A 4932-nucleotide genomic window follows, 5' to 3' on the forward strand; every position below is an offset into this window, starting at 1 on the left:
TTGCGGGCGGGACCGGTGAAGATAGTCCAGACCATGGCACCAAGGTTCAAAAGCGTCATGATGCCCGCCGCCACGACGACAATCTGGCTGAAATCGATGGTCGATGTCATGCGCGCCCCCGGACCACGCGCATCGCGTCCTTCAGGGTGTGACCGCCCATATAAAGGGCCATGTAAACGCTGGTCAGACCCAGCAGCGTGGTGCTGTCGGCGGGCGGCAGGGCGACCTTCCAGATGGCATTGGCAACGTGAAGGATCACCAACTGCCACAGCCACAGGAACGCCAGCAGCCACATCATGGCCGGACGCCATGCCCAGCCCAGCCAGTGGCCCTTTTGCTCGGCCTGCAACAGCGCGAACTGGCCTTCCAACCCTTGCGCATAGAGCGCCAGCATTTCGGGCATCGCGGCTTCGGTCGCGCGCAGGGCATCGACCGCGCGCGGTTGGTCGCGGTCGATCAGGTCGGGCAACTCGCCCACGCCAACGCCCGCGCGCCGCGCGATAGCTTCGACCACGTCGCCCGCAAGGTCGGCATTGGGCGCGCCAATGCGGCCCGACAGGACCTGTTTGATCAGGGGCACGCCGATCTGGGCGGCAAGGGCAAGAACGGCATTCATCAGATGCTCCAGAGGTAACGGGCAAGTTTGGGAAAACGGGGGGCGAGCTTTGCGGCAATCGCGTCGCGATAGCGCCACGCCAGCCACAGCGCGAACAGGGCAGCAAAGGTCAGGATGGCGGGGCCAACCCAAGCCAGTGCCGGGTCAATCTCGGCCCCGGCCTGCACGGTGCTCTCGGTGCCGCCCACGGCGGCAGCGGCGGCGGGCTGCTTGGCCTTGGCGCGCGCGTCCAGCATCCGCTGCAGGGTCGAGAGGGTGGCGCGGCCCACGATGCCGTCAACGGTCAGATCATGGTCGCGCTGGAAGGCGCGGACACCCCCAATCGTGAAGCCCAGATCACTGTCCCCGACATTGTAGCCCAAAGCCTTGAACCCGGCGTGGGCGGCGTCCAGTTCGGCGCGGTCCAGCTCGACCACCATCGTGGCCAAACCCGCCTCGACCCGCGCAGGGCCAGTGCCATAGTCACCATCCGCGAGAAGGTCGTATTCCTCAGCGCGGCGTCGGGTCAGGCCGGGCAGCACGCGCCCGCCGCCCTTGTTCCAAGCGGCCAAATTATGCTCGACCCGACCCCAATTCCGGTCGATCCAATGCTGCACCCAAGACGCGCGGCCAATCGCGCCGGTGTTGAAATGAAAGCTGACGCCTGCGTCGAATTCGTGCTGCTTCGCGCCCGGCATGGTGCGCTTCACGGCGGGCTCATAATTCTGGCGCAGCGCCTTTTGCAACAGGCCCGTCGCCTCGGCGCGGCTGATCACCATCCCCGCGCGCGGCTTGACCACACCGGACGCCGCGGTCAGCCCCGCGCCGATGGTCCAGATACCCGCCGGGCAACGGTAGGCTTTCAGAACCACCCCTTCGTGCCGCTCCAGAAAGGTGACGCCCGGTGCGCTCGTTTGCATGAAAAAACCCCCAATGTCGCTTGGGGGCACATTCGCAAATCGGGCGCGGGGCTTAAGCCTCGACAGATGTCAGGGGGGCGCGGTTTGTCCGCCGCGTGCGGGCACTGTGGCAGACAGACCTATGGCCTGTCAAAGGGCAGTTTTGGCTGCCGCGATCCGGCCTCTGCCTCAATCTCGGCGCGCAGGCGCGACACCGTGCGCGTGTGCATGTCGCAGGCCAGTGCGACCTGTTGCAACGATGCGCCGTCGCGCAGCATCGCCTTGGCCTCTTCACGCCGCGCGAACTGCCCGCGCAGATGCGCGCAGGGCAGCACGATCTTGCCGGGGCCGATGGCCTCGGCCAACTTGGCGGCGGCATCCTCGCCCACGATTTCAGCCAGAAATGACCCCCGTGCCCGGCGCGGGATATGCAGCTCGCACCCGCCGCGCCGTTGCAGCAAGCGCACGGCCAAGTCCAGCCCGATCACGCGCTCGATCTCGCCAGCGATGCCGGGCAGTTGCGTCATTGCCGCGCGCGCCCCCGCCGCTTGCGCCCGGTGCGAATATCGGGGCGGCTGGCGATCAGCACCGTCACAACAAAGCCGCCCTCGATCTTGTAGTTGATCCCGTCCACCGTCACGCCGCAGGCACCCAGCCCGGCGGCATGGTCCACCCGGTGGCCGATGGTGCGGCGGACATGCTCGACATCGATGCCCTGCACGCGCTCCAGGTAGCGCAGCACGGCATGGTCGGTCACGGGGGTGCGCGGGTGCTTCATTTGGTCACCGACAGGCCGTGGCGGCGGCACATGGCTTTCAGGGCCTCCAGCACGGCGGCGATCTGGTCGGCCTCGCGCAGCGCGTCCACGTCAACCGGCACATGCCCCCAAGCGCTCTCGAACCGCGCCCGGATGAACGTGTTGAGCGCGCGGCGTCCCGACGTCACATGTCCTGCCCGCGCCAGCTTGCCCCAAAGCGCGTGGACATAGCGCAGGTCGGGCCGATCCGCGCGGGGCTTCCAGTTGGGGTTTTTCGGCGGCGTGTAACCTTGGTTTTTAAGGGCCGTTAAAACCGCCTTCAAATCGGCCTCGGACATGTCGCGCATGCTGGCCTTTCCGGTCACCTGCTCTTGCAGCGCGCGCCGGGTCTCGGCATCCAGCCCCAGCGCGCGGCAGCCCATATGGACCTTGCGTTGCAGGGCGCGGGCGGTCACTGGCCTGCCTCCACACCGCCGAACAGAGCGCGGGCCACACGTGTCGCGTCCGTCTCGGCCGGGCTGCCATGCACGGCCAGCGCGCGGGCTTTCACCTTGGCGCGCATGTCGCCTTCGATGGCCAAGAGCGCTTGCTCCAGCAACTCCCGCAGGCTGATCGTGTAAACCCGGCGGTCCACCCAAACTTCGATCTGATGCGCCTGCACGGTCAATCGAAACTTCGCGGGACGGCCAAGCACTTCGCCTTCGCCAATATCGTGCACCATCGACAGGCTCTTGCGGTCGGATGCGTCGATCAGCGCCGCCTCGATCAGGGCAATCTGTTCAGGCATGAAGCTCTCCATTCTCTGGGTTGGACAGGCGCAACAGCGCATCGGCCACTACGCGCTTGGCCTGTTCGGGGCAGCGCAGTGGCGCGCCCCGTTCATGGCGGACGATCTCTGCCACCAGCAGCATGATGCCGGGGGTCAGGGTGATCTCGATGGTTTCGGTGCCATCAGGCATCAAACTTGCCCCCGTTTGGCCCTTTTGCAACAAAGCGTTGGAACGCAGCCCGCGTATTCTTTTCGTAATATCGTAAGGCGCTTTTAAGCGACTTCGACGGGGTGTTTGGACACGCCGCCGCCGCAGCAGCTTGAACATTCGAGGACGCAAACATGAGGGCCAGAGCAAGTTGTGGAGTGCTCTGGGCCATAATGATCAGTTGCTTTGCCATCTCATTGACGGCGACCATGTCTTCATCGGAAGGTTGCTCCATGACGCTCACGCCTTCGCCAGATCGATGGTCACGGTCTCCCAACGCGCATCGGGCGTCGGGCGGTGCTGGCAGCGCACATAGACCTTCGACCCGACCACCCGCATCGCATCGCGGATCGCGCGCATCGCTTCCTGCCAGCGAGGGTCCTCAATCTCCAACCGCAACAACATGAAGATCTCGGAGCGGTTGATCTGGCCCGCCTTGTCGGTGTTGAAGGCACGGGTCACGATGGCGCGGATTTCGGCGCGCGCATCTGCCGCCCATTCGTTCAGGCACTCATCGACCAGCTCTTTGGCGATCTGCAATTGCGGGCCGAAATCGATGTGATCGGCGACCTGCACCTGCACCTTGAACAGCCCGTCATGGCTCATGAAGGTCTTGTTGCCCTTGGCACCGCCCTTCGTGACCCCGTATTCCTGCCGCAAAAGGGCTTCCAACGCGCCAAGGTCTTCGAACGTATGCGCCTTGAAGCGCGCGATCCGGTCGGACAACGCCATGGCGTAGCCGATGATCCTGCGCACCGTCTCGTCTTCAAGCTGGTCGGCGGGTGCGATCATCTCGACCGGCACAAGGTTGCCCTTGGCGTCGGGCATGTAGATCTTGCCATTGGCCTCGACGCGTCCATCGGGGATCGGCATGGGGGTGAATTCAGACATCGGTCGGTCCTTTCGTTTCGATGATTTGCAGCGCCTCTTGGCGCGGGAACAGATCGCCTGCGGGCGTGGGGTTTCCGGGGTAGATCGGGGTCATGCCAAGCAGCGCCAGCATGCCCGCCATGGCCTCGACCTCGTCACGGCTGACCATGGTTGCGCCACGCGGGCCGAGCTGGTCGACTTTGCCAAGCCCGCGCGCGGCGCGTTCGGCCATCTGGGGAACGGTCCAGCGATCAATGGGCATGGCCACCCCCGCGCGCTTTCTCAATGATTGCTTTGGTCTGCACGGCGGCGCGCATATTGGAGCGCGCGACAATGGCCTCCGAGCGGAACTCTGCAAGCGCCTTGTCGAACTTGGCCTGATCATCCAGCGCACCCGCCGCAGTGATCCGGGCGGCGACCACGAGAATGGCACCGACCATCTCGTTTTCATGCGTGCGATGGATAAGCTCGGCGACATACCGATTGACCAGCAACGGGTCGAGCGGTGGGTTGGTTCTAGGCGTCTTGGACATCAGCCTCTCCTTTCGTGAAACGGGGGCACCGCTTGCAGGCGCGATACATGCGCACCCGCAGCGTGTTGGTGGATTGGAAATGCCGGGCCTTGGCCATCCAGTCATGGCACTCGTGCAGGGGTAGCGCGCCCAGCTCGGGGCACCGCACGGTCTCGGCCATGAAGTGGCCGCGAAACAGCTCCTCAACCGCGTGCAGATCGCCCGGATACTTGTTGCGCAGCACCTGACTGACCAAGGCGGCAGACCGGCCCATGCGGCTGGCGACCTTGTTCTGGCTGCTGGCGGCGCATTGCAGGGCCAT

12 protein-coding genes are annotated in these 4932 nt (G+C 65.1%); all 12 read right to left on the minus strand.

Annotated elements, in window-relative coordinates; genetic code table 11:
- Positions 1-106: 106 nt before the first annotated feature.
- A complete protein-coding gene (locus ROE7235_RS18625; protein ID WP_121097326.1) occupies positions 107-616 on the minus strand; it encodes a hypothetical protein in 510 nt (169 codons plus the stop codon).
- The gene (locus tag ROE7235_RS18630) at positions 616-1515 is read right to left on the minus strand and encodes a glycoside hydrolase family protein (RefSeq protein ID WP_121097329.1); all 900 of its coding nucleotides are present in this window, start codon (positions 1513-1515) and stop codon (positions 616-618) included. Before ROE7235_RS18630 ends, ROE7235_RS18625 begins: the two co-directional genes overlap by 1 nt.
- Positions 1516-1634: 119 nt before the next feature.
- Positions 1635-2021, minus strand: a complete 387-nt coding sequence (locus ROE7235_RS18635) for a hypothetical protein (protein WP_121097332.1) — start codon at positions 2019-2021, stop codon at positions 1635-1637.
- Positions 2018-2272, minus strand: a complete 255-nt coding sequence (locus tag ROE7235_RS18640) for a hypothetical protein (RefSeq protein ID WP_121097335.1) — start codon at positions 2270-2272, stop codon at positions 2018-2020. The genes ROE7235_RS18635 and ROE7235_RS18640 overlap by 4 nt, the downstream gene beginning before the upstream one ends.
- A complete protein-coding gene (locus tag ROE7235_RS18645; RefSeq protein WP_245964034.1) occupies positions 2269-2706 on the minus strand; it encodes a regulatory protein GemA in 438 nt (145 codons plus the stop codon). Before ROE7235_RS18645 ends, ROE7235_RS18640 begins: the two co-directional genes overlap by 4 nt.
- Positions 2703-3038 (minus strand): hypothetical protein, encoded by a 336-nt coding sequence (locus ROE7235_RS18650; protein WP_121097338.1) that lies wholly within the window; start codon positions 3036-3038, stop codon positions 2703-2705. The genes ROE7235_RS18645 and ROE7235_RS18650 overlap by 4 nt, the downstream gene beginning before the upstream one ends.
- On the minus strand, positions 3031-3210 hold the full coding sequence (locus ROE7235_RS18655) for a hypothetical protein (RefSeq protein WP_121097341.1): 180 nt from the start codon (positions 3208-3210) through the stop codon (positions 3031-3033). Before ROE7235_RS18655 ends, ROE7235_RS18650 begins: the two co-directional genes overlap by 8 nt.
- Entirely contained in the window at positions 3203-3463 is a 261-nt protein-coding gene (locus tag ROE7235_RS18660; protein WP_147434272.1) for a hypothetical protein, read from the minus strand. The genes ROE7235_RS18655 and ROE7235_RS18660 overlap by 8 nt, the downstream gene beginning before the upstream one ends.
- 5 nt (positions 3464-3468) lie before the next feature.
- Positions 3469-4119 (minus strand): DUF3164 family protein, encoded by a 651-nt coding sequence (locus ROE7235_RS18665; protein WP_121097346.1) that lies wholly within the window; start codon positions 4117-4119, stop codon positions 3469-3471.
- On the minus strand, positions 4112-4360 hold the full coding sequence (locus tag ROE7235_RS18670) for a hypothetical protein (protein WP_121097349.1): 249 nt from the start codon (positions 4358-4360) through the stop codon (positions 4112-4114). Before ROE7235_RS18670 ends, ROE7235_RS18665 begins: the two co-directional genes overlap by 8 nt.
- Complete coding sequence (locus ROE7235_RS18675; protein ID WP_121097352.1) at positions 4350-4631, minus strand: hypothetical protein; 282 nt, start codon at positions 4629-4631, stop codon at positions 4350-4352. Before ROE7235_RS18675 ends, ROE7235_RS18670 begins: the two co-directional genes overlap by 11 nt.
- A partial coding sequence (locus ROE7235_RS20295) for a hypothetical protein (RefSeq protein ID WP_121097355.1) occupies positions 4615-4932 on the minus strand: 318 nt, incomplete at its 5' end. The genes ROE7235_RS18675 and ROE7235_RS20295, both read right to left, overlap by 17 nt.

The sequence above is a fragment of the Roseinatronobacter ekhonensis genome, assembly GCF_900499075.1.
Lineage (GTDB): Bacteria > Pseudomonadota > Alphaproteobacteria > Rhodobacterales > Rhodobacteraceae > Roseinatronobacter > Roseinatronobacter ekhonensis.

Bases quoted from the DNA above. Each gene is read 5' to 3' on its own strand.
- ROE7235_RS18630 (WP_121097329.1), bottom strand. From the start codon at position 1,515: ATGCAAACGAGCGCACCGGGCGTCACCTTTCTGGAGCGGCACGAAGGG.
- ROE7235_RS18665 (WP_121097346.1), bottom strand. From the start codon at position 4,119: ATGTCTGAATTCACCCCCATGCCGATCCCCGATGGACGCGTCGAGGCC.
- ROE7235_RS18640 (WP_121097335.1), bottom strand. From the start codon at position 2,272: ATGAAGCACCCGCGCACCCCCGTGACCGACCATGCCGTGCTGCGCTAC.
- ROE7235_RS18670 (WP_121097349.1), bottom strand. From the start codon at position 4,360: ATGCCCATTGATCGCTGGACCGTTCCCCAGATGGCCGAACGCGCCGCG.
- ROE7235_RS18655 (WP_121097341.1), bottom strand. From the start codon at position 3,210: ATGCCTGATGGCACCGAAACCATCGAGATCACCCTGACCCCCGGCATC.
- ROE7235_RS18625 (WP_121097326.1), bottom strand. From the start codon at position 616: ATGAATGCCGTTCTTGCCCTTGCCGCCCAGATCGGCGTGCCCCTGATC.
- ROE7235_RS18635 (WP_121097332.1), bottom strand. From the start codon at position 2,021: ATGACGCAACTGCCCGGCATCGCTGGCGAGATCGAGCGCGTGATCGGG.
- ROE7235_RS18675 (WP_121097352.1), bottom strand. From the start codon at position 4,631: ATGTCCAAGACGCCTAGAACCAACCCACCGCTCGACCCGTTGCTGGTC.
- ROE7235_RS18660 (WP_147434272.1), bottom strand. From the start codon at position 3,463: ATGGAGCAACCTTCCGATGAAGACATGGTCGCCGTCAATGAGATGGCA.
- ROE7235_RS18650 (WP_121097338.1), bottom strand. From the start codon at position 3,038: ATGCCTGAACAGATTGCCCTGATCGAGGCGGCGCTGATCGACGCATCC.